We start from the raw sequence: 18,810 nt of genomic DNA on the forward strand, positions 1-18,810 counted from the left end.
ATGAGCGCTGTTAACTGGATACCATCCGGCGATTTTACCGATATCCTTTACCATAAATCGGAAGGCATAGCCAAAATCACCATCAACCGTCCGGAAGTGCGCAACGCATTTCGTCCGCAGACAGTTGACGAGATGATTGCCGCCCTGTCGGACGCACGAAACGACAATTCGATTGGTGTAGTCATTCTGACCGGCCAGGGAGAGAAGGCGTTCTGCTCGGGGGGCGACCAGAAAATACGTGGTCAGGCGGGCTATGCTGATGCCAAAGGGGTCAATCGCCTGAATGTTCTCGATTTCCAGCGCGATATCCGCACCTGCCCGAAACCGGTCATCGCCATGGTTGCGGGCTATGCTATCGGTGGCGGTCATGTGCTGCACATGCTCTGCGACCTTACCATTGCCGCCGACAACGCCATTTTCGGCCAGACCGGCCCGAAAGTCGGTTCGTTTGACGGAGGATGGGGAGCAAGCTATATGGCCCGGCTTGTGGGCCAGAAGAAGGCTCGCGAAATATGGTTCCTCTGCCGCCAGTACAATGCCTCTGAGGCCGTTGCGATGGGGCTGGTGAACACGGTTGTACCGCTTGAGCGGCTCGAAGAAGAGACCGTACAGTGGTGTCGCGAAATTCTTGCCAACTCTCCGCTCGCCATACGCTGCCTCAAATCTGCCCTCAATGCCGATTGTGACGGCCAGTCCGGTTTGCAGGAACTTGCAGGAAATGCCACGATGCTCTACTACATGAGTGAAGAGGGACAGGAGGGCAGAAATGCCTTTGTCGAAAAACGGAAACCTGATTTCAGCAAATTTCCAAAGAGACCTTGAAAGCATCACATCTCGTCATCTACCGCTATGCCATCCCTTTTACGGAACCAATCACCGTAAAGGGGCATAGGCTTGTGCAACGGGAAGGAATTGCGGTTGCACTGAAAAGCGAAGAAGGGGGCCACACCGCCTGGGGGGAGATTGCGCCGCTTCCTGGCCTGCACCGTGAAACGCTGCAATCAGCCGAAGCACAACTGGTCGGGGTTCTTTCAAGACACGATTTTGCTGCACCAGGCATTTTGCCTGAAGAGCTCTTCCCTTCCGTACGGACAGGGCTGGAGATGGTCATGATCAACCTTGAGGCCCTCACATCAGGAGTGCCTCCCCTGTTGTCGCTGAATGGTCATGTCGCCGCGCAGGTTCCACTCAATGCCCTGCTCTTCGGCGATACGGAGCTGATCATGCAGCGGGCAGAAAAGTACTTCGCCCTTGGATACCGAACCTTCAAGCTCAAGGTTACAGCGGGTGATACGGCAAACGCCATCAGAAGCATCAATGCCCTGCACCGCGCCTACGGAGAGCGTATCACGTTGCGACTTGATGCCAATCAGACACTCACCCTCGATGAAGCGCTCGAGTTTGCACGACATCTCCCGCGAAACAGCATTGCCTATATCGAAGAGCCGCTGAAAGAGGCTGAACTTATCGGCGAGTTCTTCGCTAAAACAGCCATTCAGACCGCGCTCGATGAAACCCTCTGGCAAAAGCCGGATCTGCTTTTTCAAATTCCGGAGGCATCACTTGCCGCGCTGATACTGAAGCCAAACCGCCTGGGCGGCATCAGTGCCACGCGACAACTTGCCCGCTACGCCCGAAAACATAATCTGCTTGCTGTTTTCAGCTCAGCCTTCGAAAGCGGCATCAGTCTGAGCTTTTACACCTTGCTTGCGGCATCAACTGCCGTAAAACCGGCAGCATGTGGCCTCGACACCTTCCGTTACCTTGAGCATGACCTGCTTGAAGCCCCTTTTGGCGCTGAAAATGCCCTGCTTGATCCCCGAAAACTCTACCGGGAGGGGGCGAACGTCCGGGAGAGAAGCCTCAAGCGAGTTTCACTATGGACATTATAAGCCGGGCGGCAGAGCGTTTCGGCAACTCGCCGGCAGTGATCATGGCTGGCAAAACCATCTCTTTCATTGAGTACAACAGGCGGGCCCGGCAGATTGCAGAGAGCCTCTTCTCAAGAGGAGCTCGTCGGGGAGATATCGTTGCAATTGCCGCGCCAAACAGCCCGGAGATGACCCTGCTGCTGGCAGGAGTGCTGAAAGCGGGGATGATCGCCGCCCCACTGAACGAGCGCTTTCCGGAAGAGCGGCTCAGAAAAACGGTTGAAAAACTCCGTCCCCGTCTGCTGGTAACCTCTTCGCAAAAGAGCCTCACCGACGTCGCAAGCAGCGTAACGGTTACCTCACTCCTTGATGAAGCCGCAGAGAGCACAACGCCGGAAGCTGTTGAAGCGCCCGACGGGATGGATCGGCCTGTCACCATTATCCACACTTCTGCAAGCTCGGGAGAGGCAAAAGCGGTCGTACACAGTTTTGCAAACCACTGGTACAACGCTCTCGGTTCCCATGAAAATCTCCCCTTCGGGCCAGGAGATTGCTGGCTGCTTTCCTTGCCGCTCTGCCACATCGGAGGTTACTCACTCCTCTTCCGCTCGCTCATCTTCGGCGGAAGCCTTGCCATTGCTGCGCCTGGTGAAGCTCTCGACCAATCCCTGCTGAACTTCCCGCTCCTCACGCACCTCTCTCTTGTGCCAACACAGCTTTACCGCCTGCTTGCCGACCAGAAAAGCACGACCCTCCTTCGCAAACTGAAAGCCGTTCTGCTCGGCGGCAGCGCTGTGCCAAAATCGCTGATCGAAGAGGCTCTCCGCCAGAAAATTCATCTCTCTATCAGCTACGGCTCTACGGAGATGGGCTCACAAATTGCAACCAGCCCTGCCTCACTCTCCACAATCGAGCAGAACAGTTGCAAAATACTGCCTTACCGGGAGCTGCGTGTTGCACAGGATGGTGAGCTGCTGGTCAAAGGGCCCTGCCTGTTTCAGGGATACTTGCGCAATGGCATCATTCAGCCTCAAACCGATGATGAGGGGTGGTTCCATACCGCCGATATCGGCACGTTATCCGAAAAGGGTGAGGTCACTGTACTTGGCCGAAAGGACAACATGTTCATCTCCGGAGGGGAGAACATCCACCCCGAAGAGATCGAAAAAGCGCTGATGATGATTGAAGGAATCCGGGAGGCTCTTGTTGTCCCCATTCCGGACAAGGAGTATGGCCAGCGGCCAGTGGCGTTCATCAAGACGATTGCAGGGAAAAAAACCGATGAGCAGAGCATAACCGAGGCCATGCACTCGCTGATTGGAAAACTGAAAACCCCCATCCGCTATTTTCCTGCAGAGCAGTGGGTCACCCTGCCAGGCTCACAGAAAATCGACAGGGGGTGGTACAGAAAATTGGCCTCACCCCCGTCTGGCGCTCCTTTTGAGTCTTAAGACCGCATATGCTCCCCCAAGACCGGCAAGGGGAGCATAAAAAGCGCCGGAGAAGAGCATGTTCATCAGGATATCCGTAAAACTCAATGAAACCGGAGCAAGGGCAAGCTTCTCAGCCATAACCAGCGCCTTCACCTGCTCCTGAAGTTCAGGTTTACCCTTCGCCATTTCAGTCACCCAGTCAACAACAAGGGCAAGGCTCTCGGTTCCTGGCCGGTAATTGAAAAATTCCATCAGCATAAAGGTAACAGCCTCGGAGAGAACGCCTCCCGCCAGACCGGCGCCACATCCCAGAAAAAAAGCCTCACGATAACTCAACCGTACCTGAAAACGCAGAATAGTCTGATGCAGCGCAATCGTACCGGCAAGAAAAATACCGGCAAAAAGAAAGACATTCACCATCGTCAGATAGGGCACCGTCGTCGTCAGAATAATGATGGCGGCGCCAAGCAGAACGGTGTAGAGTTTTCCGTCCAACGGCAAAAGCGTACGATTCACATTTTCAACAGCCATATCACCTCAGGAAAACGTTTCATTTAAAAAATCATCCATCGTATAAAATCCCGGTGCAGTTGTATGGCGCCGGGCAAGCCAGATGGCAGCTTCAACCGCACCGGCAGCAAACCCGGAGCGACTTTTAGCCGTATGAGAGATCACAATTTCATCAGCATCCGAATCAATGAAGGCGGAGTGCTTGCCAAAAACAGAACCAAGCCGCAGAGAGGCAACCTGCAGCTCATCCGGCGCAAGCTTTTTATCATCCGAGAGCTGCCGCACAACACTCTTTTTCCGGCTGTTGGCTGAAAGAATCATGTCAGCCGCCCGCAAAGCCGTACCACTCGGAAAATCAGCCTTGGCGGTATGATGCTGTTCAGCAAAGGCAATATCAAACTGCCCGAAGGGGGCGATGAGCCGTGCTGCTTCACGCACGGTGCGCAAAAAGATGTTGACACCAAGCGAAAAGTTTGCCGAATAGAGCAGTGAAGCGCCTGCATCAGAAACTTTCACCTCTATCTCATCGCGGAGATCATCCCATCCGGTGGTACCCACAACAATCGGCACACCCGACTCAAGCATGGCTGGCAGATTGGCAAAAAAAGCCTCCCTGACCGTAAAATCGATAATGGCGTCACTTCCCTGAAAAAGGTCAGGGGTAATGGCGGTATTGATATCAAGAACAGCCGCAGTTTCATGACAGCCCGACTGGGCAATCACCAAAGCGACCTGCTGTCCCATTCTTCCGTTTCCTACAAGGGTAAACCTCATGACTATTGTTTCTTGCTTATGATTGGACTTTTTTTCAATGCAGATGTTTCAGAGGGGAAGATTCAATCGCGGCGCATCAGTTCAAGAAGTCTGTCGAGATCATCATTTGAACAATACGGAATATGAATCTCTCCCTTGCCTCCCTTTTTCTCAACAATACGAACCTTGCTGACCAGTTTCTCCCTCAGATGAGACTCAACTTCGGCAAGACGTGAAGAGCGCTCCGAAGAGGGCGATTGGGGAGTTTTTGACTGCTCCCTCGACATGCGGTTCACCAGCTCCTCTGTCTGGCGAACGGAGAGCTGCTGAGTGATAATCTTTTTCCAGGCATCCAACTGCTCCTGTTCTCCGGGAAGGTTGATCAATGCCCGTGCATGTCCTGATGAGATTTCACGACTTCTGATACTATCCTGAATCTGGAGCGGAAGCTTGAGGAGGCGAAGAAAATTTGTGACCGTCGAGCGGTTTTTACCCACCTTCTGCGCAATCTCCTCCTGGGTCAGGTTACACTTCGTCGTCAGGCTTTTCAGGGCAAGCGCTACCTCAATGGCATTGAGATCCTCTCGCTGAATATTCTCGATAAGCGCAAGTTCAAGCTTGGTCGAATCATCATGAGCATCAATAACATAGGCCGGAATAAACCTGAACCCTGCCAGTGTGACCGCCCTGAGCCGCCGCTCTCCACTGATAAGCTGATAGCCATCACCATCCCGGCAAACCGTAACCGGCTGGATAACACCATTTTCAATGATGGAATTTTTCAGCTCCTCAAGAGCCGTTTCGTCAAACTCCTTGCGGGGCTGAAAAGGGTTGACCGTTATTTTATCTACAGGAAGACTGCCAATAGAACCAACCTCGGCTGGCTCCTCGGCCTCATCTTTCGAAACAGAAACAAACTCCTCTTCATGAAAAAGGGCTTTCAGACCACGTCCCAATACTTTTTTTGGCATATCACCCATCAGCTTACCGGTCAGCTACGGCTGACGAACTTTAAATTTGTCAATATTGCCATCCCTCTCAAAAATCTCCTGAGCGAGATCGAGATAGTCTTTCGATCCTATGCACTGGGCATCATACAGCAGAGCAGGCTTGCCGTGGCTCGGCGCCTCCGAAAGCCTTACATTCCGCCGGATATAGGTCTTGTAAACCTTCTCCTTGAAAAACTTCTTCACCTCCTCGGCCACTTGGGATGCCAGACGAAGCCGGGCGTCATACATGGTCACCAGCACCCCTTCAATCTCCAGTTTCGGATTGAGATGCTTGCGAACGATACTGATGGTATTGAGCAGCTTGCCCAGACCCTCAAGAGCATAATATTCAGCCTGAACAGGAATAAGCACAGAATCAGCCGCCGTAAGCGAGTTCAGCGTGATCAACCCCAGAGAGGGAGGACAGTCGATAATAATATAATCGTAAAGATCGCGAACACCCTTGAGCGCCTTCTGCATCACATACTCGCGCTCCCTCATGTTCACCAGCTCAACCTCCATCCCGACCAGGTTGACATTGGAAGGAAGCACATCAAGATACTCCAGACTGGAAGACTTGATGGCATCCTGTATGTTGCCACCCTTTACCATCACCTGGTAGAAGGTGTTGTCAATCTCATCACCAATTTCAAGCCCGAAACCAGAGGTAGCATTGGCCTGCGGATCGATATCAATAAGCAACGTCCTGAACTCGGAGATAGCAATCGAAGCCGCTATATTGACGGAAGTGGTTGTCTTTCCAACCCCACCCTTCTGGTTTGCAATCGCAATAACTCTGCCCATGTACTAACCAGGGAAATTTACAGCAGTTGAAGTTTAATTATCATTTCTACATTATAATACTTACGTGAACCATTACAAATTATAATCTTGCTTCATGGAGCGGCTCGAAAAACAATTCTATGAAAAATCGACCCTTGAACTGGCTGAACTGCTGCCCCATACATGAGCGTTTCGGTCACGAATTCTTTCTCGAAAATGCTCTACCGCCCTCTCCGGAGATGATTGGCACTTCAACAAGAGTGGGCATTTCAAGAAGCAGGGAGCTTCCCTGGCGAAAATTCATACGCAACAACCCCCATATTTCTCAAGGAAAGGTTACGCAACTGTTAAAAAACGAGAGCTGCATATTGGAAAGTTTAAAAAAATAACTCTTTTTGAGTCTGAGTCCCTCTGTGTCAGGAAGCTGCCATAACTCACACTAAACCCGCTCCGCTTATGATCGGAACTCCACTTTTGCCAGAAATCAGGGAGCTGATCGAACAGCGAAACTTCAGCGCACTGCAGAGAATTTTCAACGACTGGCTGCCGGTTGACCTCGCCGAACTCATCTCCGATCTCCCTGAAAACGAGCAAGCGGTTCTTTTCCGGCTGCTCCCGAAAGGACTGGCAACAGAAACCTTTGAATACCTTGACTTCGACTCCCAGCAGAACCTTCTGACTGCGCTCACCAAAAAACATGTCACCCATATCCTCAACAGCATGTCGGCCGATGACCGAACAGCGCTGCTTGAAGAGCTGCCAGGAACGGTTGTACAAGAGTTGCTGAAACTCCTCTCCTTCAAAGAGTTCAAAATAGCCAAAACCCTGCTGGCCTATGCCGAAGGAAGCGTCGGGCGCCTCATGTCTCCCGACTACCTCAGCGTCAAAAAAGATTGGGATATCAACCAGGTGCTCGACTATATCCGCACCTTTGGACATGATAGCGAAACCCTGAACGTCATCTACGTCGTCGATGACATTGGCAAGCTCAAGGGCGAACTCCTCGCAAGAACGCTCCTGCTCTCCGCGCCCGAAAAAACAGTGAGTGAAATTATCGCCGAAGACAAACTCATCACCCTCACGGCATCACAAGACCAGGCAGACGCCCTCGAAGCCTTCAAGCGATACGACAGCGTTGCGCTGCCGGTGGTCGATTCCAACGGCTACCTGATCGGAGTCGTGACGGTTGACGACATGCTTGACGTTGCAGAAGAGGAGGAGACCGAAGACATACAGAAATTCGGCGGTATCGAAGCCCTCGAAGAGCCCTACATCGACCTGCCAATACCCCAGTTGATCAAAAAACGGGCCGTCTGGCTGGTCATTCTTTTTGTCGGCGAGATGTTGACCGCTTCGGCCATGGCATTTTTCGAGGACGAGATGGCAAAAGCCATTGTTCTGGCCACCTTCATACCACTCATCATGTCAAGCGGAGGCAACTCCGGCTCCCAGGCAGCATCGCTCATCATCCGCTCCCTCTCACTTGGTGAAATAACCATCCGTGACTGGTGGAAGGTGATGCGCCGCGAACTGGTATCAGGGCTGGCGCTTGGCTGTATTCTTGGCACAATCGGAGTCTTCAGGGTGATCATCTGGGCCTCGGTTTTAGGGCATCTCGACACCAAGTGGCTCTACATCGGCTTTACCATAGGCATTTCACTGGTCGGCATTGTCATGTTCGGAACACTCACCGGCTCAATGCTCCCCCTGCTGCTCAAACGGCTCGGCCTTGACCCGGCAGTCTCCTCGGCGCCTTTTGTGGCAACGCTTGTCGATGTAACCGGAATCGTCATCTACTTCAGCGTCGCATCGCTTCTGTTGGGCGGAATACTTCTTTGAAAACCAGTTTGCCCTATGCAACAAGAACGAGAATCCATCGAATTTGACATCGTTTTCGTCGGCGCCGGTCCGGCAAACCTTGCATCAGCCATCCAGCTCCAGCGGCTGATCAGGCAGCACAACCGCCAATCGGCAAACCCTCTCGAAGCCACCATAGCGCTCATCGACAAGGGACGCTACCCAGGCGCTCACCTGCTCTCCGGCGCCCTGCTTGACCCGAAAGCCCTCGAAGAATTTATGCCAGACTACCGGGAGCAGGGCTGCCCGATTGAAGCCACCGTCTCAAAGGAGAGCCTCTGGCTGCTGCAAAGCAAGAGAAAATTCCCCGTCCCCTTTGTTCCCGAACGGTTCAGCAACAAAGGAGCCCTGCTCGTCTCGCTCAGCCGCCTCGGCGCATGGATGGCGGAAAAAGCCGAAGAGGAGGAAATCCAACTCTTCGACAACACCGCAGCTTCAGCCCCCTTTATCGAAAACGGCAGGCTTGCCGGCATCATTACCGACGACAAGGGACTCGATAAAAAAAGCAATCAGAAGCCCGGCTATGAACCCGGTCTGCTGCTCAAAAGCAAGGTCACCGTTATCGGCGAAGGCTCCGACGGCTCACTCTTCCGCCAGCTCTCTGCACACTTTCCGACCGGCAGCCTTCCGCAGCGCTACGAAACCGGAGTAAAAGAGACCTGGCAAATACCCGAAGGGCGGGTCATAGCAGGAGAGGTACACCACACCTTCGGCTTCCCTTTTGAGTCGGACGTCTACGGTGGCGGCTGGCTCTACGCCTTCTCTCCAACACTCGTCTCCGTCGGATGCATCTCCTCGGTGGGGCCTGAATCGCCGATATGCGACCCCCACCTCAACCTGCAGCGCTTCAAACTCCATCCGCTGATGGCCAACATCCTCAAATTTGGAACCATGGTTGAGGCGGGTGCAAGAACCATCAGCTCCGGCGGCCTCGATGCCATGCCACCGCTCAGCGGCCCCGGCTTTCTCATCACCGGCGAATCGGCCGGAATGGTGAACATGCAGCGCCACAAAGGAATACACCTCGCCATGAAATCCGGTCTCCTTGCCGCCGAAACCCTCTTCGAAGCGCTGCTGCACAACGATTTCTCCACCGAACGACTCAACCATTATGAGGAGCGGTTCAAAAGCTCATGGGCATACGAAGAGCTGCACGCCGCCCGGAACTACCGGACAGCCTTCGACAAAGGGCTCTACCCCGGACTCCTTCAGGCAGGCCTCCAGCTCAGCTTTCCCGGCCTCAATCTGAAAAAAAACCAGACAAGCCTGCCAGGCCTCGAACCCATTCCGGTCCCCGGCATGAAAAAAAGAGAGAACGCCAATTCCGCAATCCCGGAATTCAGGGCAGACGGCATCCGGACATTCAGCAAAGAGAGGAGCCTCTACCACTCCGGTGTCATGCACGAAGAGAACCAGCCCTGCCACCTCCATATCAAACCCGAAGATATCGCAGAAATCTGCCTCAAAAAGTGCCTTGTAGAGTTCGGCAACCCCTGCCAGCACTTCTGCCCCGCAGCCGTCTACGAAATCACCACCGAACCCCTCCCGGCGCTCAGGCTCAACCCCTCCAACTGCCTCCACTGCAAAACCTGCGAAGTAGCCGACCCCTACGCCATCATCACCTGGACAACACCCGAAGGCGGCGGCGGCCCCGGCTACAAGCTGAGCTAACCAATCTTTAGAATCTTTGGGGACGTTGTTGACTACGTGTACTTACGATCAAAACAGATAGCGATTCATCTCTTCAACAACAGTCATCGAGAGAGATACTCTTTGCAGCGGCTTTGGTACTGAATGCAAAAAATCTTTTATCTTTATTGAGAACAGCCCATAAGGGTACGCCGTGGCGTGCACCAACGAAACACCGCCGTCACCATACGAGAACAAAGCATCATGCGCCTGACAACAGAACAAATCAACACCACCTGCTGCGCCGTGGCGGGAGAGGGTGCGCTCGTCTGGCTCTATGGCTCACGGCTTGACGACACGCGTACCGGAGTATAAAGTGAACTGAGAGATAATATTTATTCTTCAATTGCGTAGCAACTCTACTGGTATCCCGGCAACCGCTGCGGCTTCTTCAGCGCTCATTCCCTTCTCCACCAATCGGTTGGCAACTTCAAGTTTCCCTTTCTCAATCCCCTGTTCAATTCCTATCTCAATACCTTCTTCCTTCCCTTCCATACGACCAAGTCCATAGTTTGACTCTACCAGACTGGCCTCATACCGCAGGTCATCCTGGTAACGAGCATAAGCCAACTGCTCTTTTTCGGTCAAACTCAGGAGGGAAAAAGACTTTTTTGCTTTCTGGATCCCTTTTGCCTTGAACTCATCCTTAATATCTTCGTTCTTGAGAAAATAGATCCATTCGTCAAGCGATGTTGTTGCAATACGGTTAAAGTTGTTGATCCTTATCAGGTAGTATTCCGGGTAAATATTGTTTATCTGAATCTTGCCGTACTGCTTCTGTTGCCGGATATCAAGTTCCAGTTTGTCATGGTCATGGATTCCTGTGAAGGTTGTGGTACCATGATAGATGTAATCACTGCCGTGGCCAAAATCAAAGTAAAGGATGTTGACCGAGATAACCTTCACCAGGGTTGCATAGGCCTGGCTCTCTTTCTGATGCTCGGTGATAACTCGCGATGTGCCGTAAAGCATCCGTTGCAGATAATCAAGTTCCCGTTCAAACTGCACTTCGATAATGATAAGCTCGCCCTTGCAGTTTTTTACCTTGAGATCAACACGGTTGTATTTGTCGCGTCTACTCTCCTTATTGCTTTCACTCTCCAGAATTTCAAGGATGAAAATATCTTCGCCCAACAGCTCGCTTAAAAAACCTTCAAGTATCTCAAAGTTGGCTTTGCTGCGCAACAACCGCTTCATTGCCCAGTCAAAGGTGATCAATTTTCGGGGTAATCGGGCGCTCATGGGTTCCATTCCATTATTCGTTTGCCTATAGAAAAAGCGTAGTATATCAGAAATATTTTGTTTGTGCAAACGACTTATCAGTCACCGTGACAGCACAAATTGATTGCGTTGTTTGCCTCTATATTCTGCAATTCCCCTTTCAGCTCAGCTTCCCATCACCCCACACTGCATGAAGAAATCACGCAACCGATGCGTGCCATAGAGCGGAGCGATAAAGTCCACCCGGCTGAGTGTCGTTGCAAAGAGCGCCACATCATGCACATCGCGATTGAAGAGACCAACAGCCGCAACCAGCCCGTCAGCCGCCCAGAGTGGAAGCGGAAAAACAATAGGTTTGGTCTGGGCAATTTCCATAGCGAGATCAACCATTTCGAGATAGGTGAACACTTCAGGCCCGCCCACGGAAACCTCTTTTGCCGTTCCATCGACCGCATCAACGCACACCTTTGCAAGGTCAGCGCCGTGAATGGGATTCGAACGCTGGTAACCATCCCCCACCATCAGCATGAACCCTTTGCGTGCCCGCGCAACAAACTGCCCGATCTCCGAATAGTAGCCAGTCGGACGAATAATGGCCGACTCAATATTCGCAGCCTTCAACTCCCTGACAAACTTCTCATGAGCCTGCACATTCGGAATATTCATCATCCGATGCGCATCAAAAACCGAGACATAGACAAACTTCTTCACCTTCGCCTTCAGCGCCACATCCAGAAGATTCATGTTCGCCTGATAATCCACCTCAAAGATAGTATGGACAAAATCAGGCTTGATCATCCCAAGCGACGAAAAAACAACATCGATACCATCACATGCCGCAGCAATGGTTTCCGGTTTCGTGGCATCACCCACGATAACCTCGTCAACCAGATCCTTGATAGCCGGCGCGAAATAAGGGCCGGGTTGGGCGACCTTGTCAGGGTTACGCACCAGGGCACGCACCCAATAGCCACGATTTTTGAACTCCTGCACTGCATAACGACCAAGATAACCGGTCGAACCGGCCACAAGTACTCTCTTCATGGTAATGGCAAAAAAATTGAAAAATATTATTGAACCGACTCCATCAGCTCCTCCTCTTCTCCATGAAGCCTAAAATACGGCTTTACCATTCCAAAACCCATCGAGTTCTTTTCGCCAAAACCGCACGCATACCCAACCTCCATCAGCTCACGGGGAGCCCTCAGCCTGATTTCAGGATTCTTTCTACTATCTCAGGTTCTTCCTGATATCCGCTTGCATGAATAACGGGAATCCATTAACTTTTTGAAACTCCTCCAGGGAATCGACTGGAAGCATTGAAGGGTGATTTTGCAGGTTTCCACAGCATTCGAATCAATGATCAGTGGCGAATTGTCTTCAGATGGCAGGATTCCGGAGCACATGAAGTTCAGATCATTGATTACCACTAACCAGTTTCTGCAAAAAAATAACATGATACCCTCAAACAGAGTGGCAACACATCCCGGAATTATATTACTGAAAGAGTTTATCGAGCCTCTGGGTCTCTCCCAGAAAGCGCTCTCGGCGCATATCGGCATCCCGGTGCAACGAATCAACGAGATCGTCTGTGGTAAGAGAGGGGTGTCACCAAATACTGCTTGGCTTCTTGCCGGGGCGTTCAACACATCACCCGAGTTCTGGCTTAACCTTCAAGCAACTCACGACTTGTCTCTGCACAAACCAAAGCGCCATGTGCAGCCAATGCTGAAAGTAAGCGCGTAACCACTCAAGCTTCATCAACCTTCACCATTCCAAAACCCATCGAGTTCTTTTCGCCAAAACCGCACGCATACCCAACCTCCATCAGCTCCCGTGGAGCCCTCAGCCTGAACGGTGCAAGCGTCCCCTTGATCTTCGTCTCATCAGAACGCCCCTCCTTCAGCGTAATCAGCTTCTGAACCTTCCCCTGCATCCGCTCCACATAAGCCTCATCAATAGCAAAACCAAACTGCCCGCTCTCGCACACAAACGACCGCCCATGCAGCACCTGATACTTCCGGCAAAGATTTTCAAGCAGCACCCGTTCAAACTCCGGATCACCGGGATACAAATACTGCGGATAGTGATCAGCCTCCCCCTTTGTGGTGCAAACCAGAGGTGAAAGCATCACAAACTCCATATCATCACTCAACTCCGGCTGATCAAGCTTTCGCACCGTCTCTACCCGAAACCGTTCATTGCCGACCCAGACATAGGGCTCCTGCAACAAACCAATCACCAGATGCTCGACAAACTCCTCCTTCGGAGAAGAGATCGTAACATGCAGCAACGCGTCAGCGGTACTCATCGTCCCGTTCTCATGCATCACCCACTTGTGCCGATTGCCCGGATAGAGCGGCGAAAAGGTAAAGAGCTTGAACGCCCTGTTCTGAAGCCGGTATCCCTGATCATGCAACCGTTCGGCATACTCGCTTGAGCTTTTATCGACGATGTTGTAGATCAGGGAGGAGATGAGATGGCTGTTGTTTATTGGAAGCGTGACCGTACGCTTGCGGTGGGAGAGTTCGAGGGTTATGCGCATTTCTAAATATTATTAATCAACAAAACCTGTATGATCTTTTCTAAGAGAACCGTCATCATTAAATGATGTACAAAAAGCATATTGAATCAAGTCATTTTTGAAAGATTCATTCTTTTCAAAAATTATTTCAATCAATTGTTTAACTAAAGCTTGAGCTTTCATTATGTTCGAATTCTGGACACCTGGTTTATCATGAACAAAACCGTCTCTCCATAGATTTAAATTCGCAATTTTATCATTTAACAAAGGTAATTCTATTTTTTTGGATAGTTCATACCGTACCATTTTTTGATCGATTTTTTTTTCTAAATATCCACTAAAACACAATCTCCTTATATCTTTTGACGGATATTTATCCACATCAGGGTCGTAAAAGGCATACTTTTGATGTTTTGTAATATATGCATCCAACAACATTTCAACACATTGGTAATAACGCAAAACTGCATCATGATAACCACTTGGATCGTTATTAACAACATAAGCCCCTCTTCTTACAGCCGACAAATACCTATCCAATATATAATCATAAAAGAAAACAGATGCATATCTGCTTTTTTTATTCGGTATTTCGTCGAATTCTTGTAAATTTTTCAAATGCGATTTCTGATATTCCGGAATGAATTCAGAGCAACTAATCGCAGCATTATAAGCATAGCGATCCCAATACATATAACACTCTGAAACATGCTTCATTCTCTTAACTCTTGATCTTTCTAAATCAAGATCTAGCTTTTCTGGTTTATCTAATCCACAAGGAGATAGCTTATTCTCAATGTTCAAATAAATACAATATGCCGCTTGGTAATTATGATATCTAAAAAGTTCTTTTGCTTGATTTAATAGCTGTATACTAAAAATATCATAGGGATTGTCAAGTTTATTGAGGAACTCAGTGCAAAGAACAGGTTTGCCATTTTCATATTTCTCAAAGTCAATATAGAACGTATCAATTCCAAGTATTGACGATGCTAAAAACCCGCCTCCAACCATCGATTTTTTCCCACCTGTAATATCAATACATATCTTCTTTCCTTTCCACTCCTCAGCATCATAAATCCCTTTTATAGCTGTAAAAACAGTATGTGGCTCTGAACTATTAACAGCTTCACACTCAACTTTTTTTGAAGTATATGCAAATATATATTCCGCTAGAACATCTTTTTTTTGTCCAGTGCCGTCTGAAGCGTAAAGGAGTATAATATTATCTGCATTCATAGCAGAAATAGAAAGCATAAGTGGCTGGAGTACCGTCCCAACAAGTAGAATATGCAAGTCGTATTTTAGGTCACACAAACTATCCAATGCTTGCTTTATTTTTAATGCACTTACAGAATAAGAAAAGAGGCTGTCAGGATCGATTTTCTCACCGTTACATTCGCACTTCAAATTATGAGAAAAGTAATACTCTTCCTTTTTTTGATCACTTGCACTTTTATAACTTGTAAATGCCTGCGAGGCATAAACTACGTCTTGAATATCTTTTCTTTTCATGGTTTTATGTCCAGCTTTATCCATCCAAGCGGCAGTACTGCTTCACTGCTTGAAGAGATCACTTTACGACTTTTTGGGCGTGTATGAGGCATGGGTTTCATTGGTTGAAAAAGAGCATTAACTAGTTCAGTTAAGACAGTCTCTTCTAAAATTCCATCTGGAGTTTTACTAATAAGCCCTGTTCCAAATCCAATACGAGCATTTGCTATTCGTTTTCCGTCGTAAAACTTTTTTATTTTTTCTATGTTATTAGCATTTTCTGTTATTTGTGACAAATATTTTGTTTCCAAATCCCATATATTTTTGGAAAATGAATCAAGCACATGAATTAGGTTTTCTATACTTTTAAATGGGGTATTCGCTGGGTTCTTGTTTAAGATAATGTCAAATTCCGTTTCTCCGTTGAAGCACTCAAGATCTTCATCGCTCTTAAAATTCAAAGCAACAATCTTTACTAAATCCGACTGACCTCTGGAAATATTTTCATCTTTAATGGTCAAATCAATAACTTTTTTTCCTTTACTATCGAGTTTATATGACGATATAACAACACCGGTTTTTAACCGAAATCTATTAGTTAGGGATTCATCTATGTCATAGAATCTGGTGTCGCCAATTTGCAACTTTATTTTACCGAACTCAATTATCCTTCCTTCGCCTTCTTCAGTCTTCGGCAGAACTGTTTCTTCGCGAATGTTTCGGGAAACAATAGAAACAGTTTCATCTTTAATACTTTGGATATCCAACTCTCTACTATCAGTCACAGATATAAAACGAAAACTATCTATTAAGCTTTTATCATAATCTCGAATTTCATTTTCGAATTCTTCCCACTTTAAAAACACTTTATTCTTAAAATGTTCATAAATACAGGCTACTCGAATAAAGCCTTTTATAGTGGAACCTGGAATAAAAGCCCGTAACATACCATCCCTAACAAACTGCTTATTATTAGTAGATCCGACAATAGCTTTAAAAACTCCAGCGTCAATCAGTTCTCTGTGTGTTTCTGGGTTGTTAATGTTATAGAGATTGTGTGTCTGCAAAAATTTCTGAAAATCAAAATCCTTAAATTTACGACGGTTGATTAGTCCATCTATTTCTTCTAAGTATACCTCGAATTTCCCTTTGGAAAGCAGGTATTTACCTAGTCTCATATGATCGATTGCGTATGCAGAGTAATTGTCACGACGAACAAATCCTTGTCCATAGTCAATATCTTTTCCTTTGATATGAACAGGAGTAACCGCCGTAAGACGAATTGTACGACGTTCGATCTTATCCTCATAGGTCATAGCTATTAAATAGAAAATGGTATTGTAAAAGGAAGTCCATATCGATAAATATCATGATGATTTTCGGGAAGTTCATCAGGTGAGATATTGATCAATCCACCTTCAACATTTCTGTAAAATATTGAACCTTCCGAAAACATGTAAACTGTTTTTCGCTTCATCTGGCAAAAACTTGAATTAGAAAAAAACCATCCTTTACGAATTATTAAATTATATACGAAACAATCATTTTCACTTAACGCTTTAGGTGCAAGCAAAGAAAATAAATATTGACCTTCACTTTGATGATTTAGCACGTTGCTCCATAAAGTAATAGCTTTGGTATGCTGATTACTTTCACAAACTTTTTTAGGCCATGCAGACTCATCCCCACCAATCAGTATTGGTTCGTATCGTAAGCAGAATTTACCATAACCAGTTGAACGTCGCCCGCCCAAGCCTGAGATTCCTATAAGCCTCAGCGCCTCAACAAACCATTCCCATGAGAGAGATTTCGAGTTAAAGTCTACAAAAAAAAACGGATAAACTCTTTCACCATAAAACAATTGCCCAGTATGGTATATTTGGGTAGCATCTGTTTCACGGTCTTGTATATGTTGCACTTTTGTATGTATTTTTGAAAAGGGCGGCGATTTTGGAGGAGGTTCATTATCGTAACTAACGAAATAACCTTTGATATCATCACTGCTAAGGGATTTTTTCTGCCATTTATGAAAATCCTCTAAATGAACCCATTTAAGTTTTTTAAAGTCTTTTTTATACTTATTTACACTTGAATCACAAGCAAAAAAATCAGGTTCTATTAAAGGTTTTGGGAGAAAATAATCCACACCTTTTACAACTCCGAATGATGAAATTCGAAATGGCGGCGTTGGTGAATTAAATTCCTGAAGAAAATTTTTGAGGCTAAAATCAGATATTAAGTGTTCAATCGCAGCAAGCTGGTTAATTATACCACTAAAGAGAGTATCTGAGTGACACGTTTCATCTACATCTTCAATACCAAAACCGGCAATGGATGACCCAAAATGAACAGCGTGGTCAAATTGCAGTTCGACAAGATATTTCATAGCTCTTGCAATTTGAATTCTTTATCGTTAACATGTTCTATCACTTTTTCCAACCCTTTGAAAATAACTCCATTTTCTTCGGGAAATTGGGTTGTTGAACCACTTTCTTTCACTTTTTGGTAAAAGAAATCAGTTAGCTCAAAACTAACTTGACCATACCCTCGTGAAGTATTTCCTCCTAAACCTTCTCTTTCAACCGCTCTGAGCAGCAATAAAATATTTTTTACATCCGTCTGAACTTTTGTTTTATCACTATTTTTTATTCCAGTAACGCATCCTTCACCTTCAACACGATAAACAATTTCAAAATTAAACTTTGCTCCGACTGGAACACGCTCAATTGTTCGAGGTGTTGCTGCTGCATGAACTCTATCTAAAACATTTTCCATTTTTGCTTCCATGATAAGTAAAGCATCTAGCTTTAAATCATTTGGATTTGACAGTTTAGCATCTCGAACCAAGATTCTTGCAGGATGATTTTTATTTCCATTCTCTCCAGTTGAACCAAAGAGGCGACATACGTCACAGTTAGTTGCTCCCGGTGTTTTATGGTTAGAAATCAACATTTCATGTTCGCTATCGCTACAGACATGTTGCCATATATTATTATTCTTTACAACAAGACGATTGTATGTTATAACGCCTTTACTTACCTCAATTTTCTCCATCAGGGATCGCATCTTACCTTTTAGAGAACTCCCGGGAATGTAGGGTTCAAAGGTTATAGGATGTTTTATAACAGGGGTATCAATACCACCTATTTCGACAGTATCTGCACTTGCTCCGATATGCATACCGGTTTTAGCAATAATGGTTCCTTTTAAAACGATGTGCCCAAATAATCCTTTTGACATATTTATCCTCCAAATTTATTCTTTTGCGTAAGCCTTGTGATAGGCAATAATTGATTCAAAAAAATTTACAAAACGAGTAAAATCATTATTCTTTTTTACAGTCTTGATAACAGGCCGTAAAATGTCTAACAAATTTTGCATAGCGATCTTTTCTGATCCGTGTAAACGCCCCACAGCATTTGCAAGTTGAGGTCTCAGCATTTGTAGTTCCGCATATTCCCCTGCTGGGAAAAGATCGTTATCCTTAAGATCAACAACTTTATTTTGTATATTTTTTATTGCAGAAAAAAACCGTCTTAACTGATGTGTTTTTACCTTCTGCAGATCTCTTGCAATAACATTTGCATACTCAATGGCATCATCAATTGTCAATCCTTCGTACAAGGAGCTATTAAACTTTGAAGTTGCTTCCTTAATTTCTTGAATTGTTTTCATATTGTTATCCT

General features: G+C 47.2%; 20 protein-coding genes and 1 pseudogene. 8 read left to right on the forward strand and 13 right to left on the reverse strand.

The features are described 5' to 3' along the window. From menB to menE, 3 genes are read left to right on the forward strand one after another with little or no spacing between them, the layout of a single operon-like run. Complete coding sequence (gene menB, locus PPHA_RS12025; RefSeq protein ID WP_012509095.1) at positions 1-822, forward strand: 1,4-dihydroxy-2-naphthoyl-CoA synthase; 822 nt, start codon at positions 1-3, stop codon at positions 820-822. Further along, positions 819-1,892 (forward strand): o-succinylbenzoate synthase, encoded by a 1,074-nt coding sequence (gene menC, locus PPHA_RS12030; RefSeq protein WP_012509096.1) that lies wholly within the window; start codon positions 819-821, stop codon positions 1,890-1,892. Before menB ends, menC begins: the two co-directional genes overlap by 4 nt. Beyond that, a complete protein-coding gene (gene menE / locus PPHA_RS12035; RefSeq protein ID WP_012509097.1) occupies positions 1,880-3,322 on the forward strand; it encodes an o-succinylbenzoate--CoA ligase in 1,443 nt (480 codons plus the stop codon). The genes menC and menE overlap by 13 nt, the downstream gene beginning before the upstream one ends. Here the strand turns inward: menE and PPHA_RS12040 are convergent. From PPHA_RS12040 to PPHA_RS12055, 4 genes are all read right to left on the reverse strand, one after another. Further along, the gene (locus tag PPHA_RS12040; RefSeq protein ID WP_012509098.1) at positions 3,290-3,835 is read right to left on the reverse strand and encodes a hypothetical protein; all 546 of its coding nucleotides are present in this window, start codon (positions 3,833-3,835) and stop codon (positions 3,290-3,292) included. The genes menE and PPHA_RS12040 overlap by 33 nt on opposite strands. 6 nt (positions 3,836-3,841) lie before the next feature. Further along, on the reverse strand, positions 3,842-4,588 hold the full coding sequence (gene dapB / locus PPHA_RS12045) for a 4-hydroxy-tetrahydrodipicolinate reductase (RefSeq protein ID WP_012509099.1): 747 nt from the start codon (positions 4,586-4,588) through the stop codon (positions 3,842-3,844). Between the two features lie 62 nt (positions 4,589-4,650). Further along, positions 4,651-5,538: a ParB/RepB/Spo0J family partition protein gene (locus PPHA_RS12050; protein WP_041526884.1), complete on the reverse strand. Its 888-nt coding sequence runs from the start codon at positions 5,536-5,538 to the stop codon at positions 4,651-4,653. A 24-nt stretch (positions 5,539-5,562) separates the two neighbouring features. Further along, complete coding sequence (locus PPHA_RS12055) at positions 5,563-6,360, reverse strand: ParA family protein (RefSeq protein ID WP_012509101.1); 798 nt, start codon at positions 6,358-6,360, stop codon at positions 5,563-5,565. A gap of 435 nt (positions 6,361-6,795) precedes the next feature. On the opposite strand from PPHA_RS12055, the gene mgtE reads away from it, so the two are divergent. The 3 genes from mgtE to PPHA_RS15260 all read left to right on the forward strand — a co-directional run bounded on the left by mgtE (position 6,796) and on the right by PPHA_RS15260 (position 10,200). Next, a complete protein-coding gene (gene mgtE, locus PPHA_RS12060; RefSeq protein WP_012509102.1) occupies positions 6,796-8,178 on the forward strand; it encodes a magnesium transporter in 1,383 nt (460 codons plus the stop codon). A 15-nt stretch (positions 8,179-8,193) separates the two neighbouring features. Then, on the forward strand, positions 8,194-9,867 hold the full coding sequence (locus PPHA_RS12065; RefSeq protein ID WP_012509103.1) for an electron transfer flavoprotein-ubiquinone oxidoreductase: 1,674 nt from the start codon (positions 8,194-8,196) through the stop codon (positions 9,865-9,867). A gap of 177 nt (positions 9,868-10,044) precedes the next feature. Continuing rightward, positions 10,045-10,200: a hypothetical protein gene (locus PPHA_RS15260; RefSeq protein WP_190273998.1), complete on the forward strand. Its 156-nt coding sequence runs from the start codon at positions 10,045-10,047 to the stop codon at positions 10,198-10,200. A gap of 27 nt (positions 10,201-10,227) precedes the next feature. Here PPHA_RS15260 and PPHA_RS12070 read toward each other — a convergent pair whose 3' ends face one another. From PPHA_RS12070 to PPHA_RS15265, 3 genes are all read right to left on the reverse strand, one after another. Then, positions 10,228-11,127 (reverse strand): Rpn family recombination-promoting nuclease/putative transposase, encoded by a 900-nt coding sequence (locus PPHA_RS12070; protein ID WP_012509104.1) that lies wholly within the window; start codon positions 11,125-11,127, stop codon positions 10,228-10,230. Between the two features lie 144 nt (positions 11,128-11,271). Further along, positions 11,272-12,150: an SDR family oxidoreductase gene (locus PPHA_RS12075; RefSeq protein ID WP_012509105.1), complete on the reverse strand. Its 879-nt coding sequence runs from the start codon at positions 12,148-12,150 to the stop codon at positions 11,272-11,274. 26 nt (positions 12,151-12,176) lie between these two features. Then, on the reverse strand, positions 12,177-12,293 hold the full coding sequence (locus tag PPHA_RS15265; protein WP_083765333.1) for a CRISPR-associated endoribonuclease Cas6: 117 nt from the start codon (positions 12,291-12,293) through the stop codon (positions 12,177-12,179). A 108-nt stretch (positions 12,294-12,401) separates the two neighbouring features. On the opposite strand from PPHA_RS15265, the pseudogene PPHA_RS15270 reads away from it, so the two are divergent. Continuing rightward, positions 12,402-12,539, forward strand: a pseudogene (locus PPHA_RS15270) (type II toxin-antitoxin system RelE/ParE family toxin); the annotation flags it as partial. A gap of 40 nt (positions 12,540-12,579) precedes the next feature. Further along, complete coding sequence (locus tag PPHA_RS12080; protein WP_223293916.1) at positions 12,580-12,852, forward strand: HigA family addiction module antitoxin; 273 nt, start codon at positions 12,580-12,582, stop codon at positions 12,850-12,852. 4 nt (positions 12,853-12,856) lie between these two features. Here the strand turns inward: PPHA_RS12080 and cas6 are convergent, their stop codons facing one another. From cas6 to csm2, 6 genes are read right to left on the reverse strand one after another with little or no spacing between them, the layout of a single operon-like run. Next, a complete protein-coding gene (cas6, locus tag PPHA_RS12085; protein WP_012509107.1) occupies positions 12,857-13,651 on the reverse strand; it encodes a CRISPR-associated endoribonuclease Cas6 in 795 nt (264 codons plus the stop codon). A gap of 12 nt (positions 13,652-13,663) precedes the next feature. Then, on the reverse strand, positions 13,664-15,169 hold the full coding sequence (locus PPHA_RS12090; RefSeq protein WP_012509108.1) for a hypothetical protein: 1,506 nt from the start codon (positions 15,167-15,169) through the stop codon (positions 13,664-13,666). Further along, positions 15,142-16,440: an RAMP superfamily CRISPR-associated protein gene (locus PPHA_RS12095; RefSeq protein WP_012509109.1), complete on the reverse strand. Its 1,299-nt coding sequence runs from the start codon at positions 16,438-16,440 to the stop codon at positions 15,142-15,144. Before PPHA_RS12095 ends, PPHA_RS12090 begins: the two co-directional genes overlap by 28 nt. Before the next feature lie 5 nt (positions 16,441-16,445). After that, complete coding sequence (gene csm4 / locus PPHA_RS12100) at positions 16,446-17,510, reverse strand: type III-A CRISPR-associated RAMP protein Csm4 (RefSeq protein ID WP_012509110.1); 1,065 nt, start codon at positions 17,508-17,510, stop codon at positions 16,446-16,448. Further along, positions 17,507-18,364: a type III-A CRISPR-associated RAMP protein Csm3 gene (gene csm3, locus PPHA_RS12105; RefSeq protein ID WP_012509111.1), complete on the reverse strand. Its 858-nt coding sequence runs from the start codon at positions 18,362-18,364 to the stop codon at positions 17,507-17,509. Before csm3 ends, csm4 begins: the two co-directional genes overlap by 4 nt. 15 nt (positions 18,365-18,379) lie before the next feature. Further along, positions 18,380-18,799, reverse strand: coding sequence for a type III-A CRISPR-associated protein Csm2 (csm2, locus tag PPHA_RS14750; protein ID WP_012509112.1), 420 nt, complete (start codon positions 18,797-18,799; stop codon positions 18,380-18,382). Positions 18,800-18,810: the final 11 nt, after the last annotated feature.

Source organism: Pelodictyon phaeoclathratiforme BU-1, assembly GCF_000020645.1.
Taxonomy (GTDB): Bacteria; Bacteroidota; Chlorobiia; order Chlorobiales; family Chlorobiaceae; genus Chlorobium; species Chlorobium phaeoclathratiforme.